Source organism: Vibrio sp. 1069 (genome assembly GCF_033340555.1).
This window is the reverse complement of record NZ_JAWOWP010000719.1, coordinates 1-571: the sequence shown is the minus strand read 5'-3', so window position 1 is coordinate 571 and position 571 is coordinate 1. Positions and strand designations below refer to the sequence as shown.

Below are 571 nucleotides of genomic sequence, written 5' to 3'. Positions count from 1 at the left end.
CATCAAGAGAGGAGCGACGAAAGTCATGGTCCTGCGCAGCCAGATCGCCAGTTACCGGAAACCAAGATCAAAGTTCAGTGCCATCACAAAACGTATGCTGAAGGAAACGCCAGCTCTGATTGAGCCTATGCTGACACGTGACGTTCGTTACAACCAAACATTGGAACTGATAAACAACCCACCACCAGGCGTTGAGATAATCCAAGTGTGCCCACCAGAAACGTTTAAGTTAAAACGCTTAAGCCGCTCACCAGAACCTTTGCGAGAAGCTTATGAACTGGGAATTGAGGCTGGCAAACAAGCCATAGAACGTTGGAATTCAGTGTAAAGAAAAAAGCCACCTCGATTAAACGCAAGTTAATCTAGGTGGCTAACGCAAACTCGATGGCAGTGGATTATCGATTTGCTTCGCTACGAGCCCAATAAGTAGGCTCAAATACATTCAGCGTAATACTAAGACATCGGTCAAAATTGGCTGTTCGCTGTCGTTCGCTTTAATAGGTTTCGAACAGCCCTGAGTTGTAGTCTTGAATCGCTTGTTCAATTTCTTCAATACTGTTCATGACAAATG

General features: G+C 45.0%; 1 protein-coding gene and 1 pseudogene. One reads left to right on the top strand and one right to left on the bottom strand.

What is annotated here, in order from left to right:
* A partial coding sequence (locus tag R7040_RS28660) for a DUF6363 domain-containing protein (RefSeq protein ID WP_318097919.1) occupies positions 1 to 328 on the top strand: 328 nt, incomplete at its 5' end.
* A gap of 166 nt (positions 329 to 494) precedes the next feature.
* On the opposite strand, the pseudogene R7040_RS28655 reads toward R7040_RS28660, so the two are convergent.
* Positions 495 to 571: pseudogene (locus R7040_RS28655) on the bottom strand (pirin family protein); the annotation flags it as partial.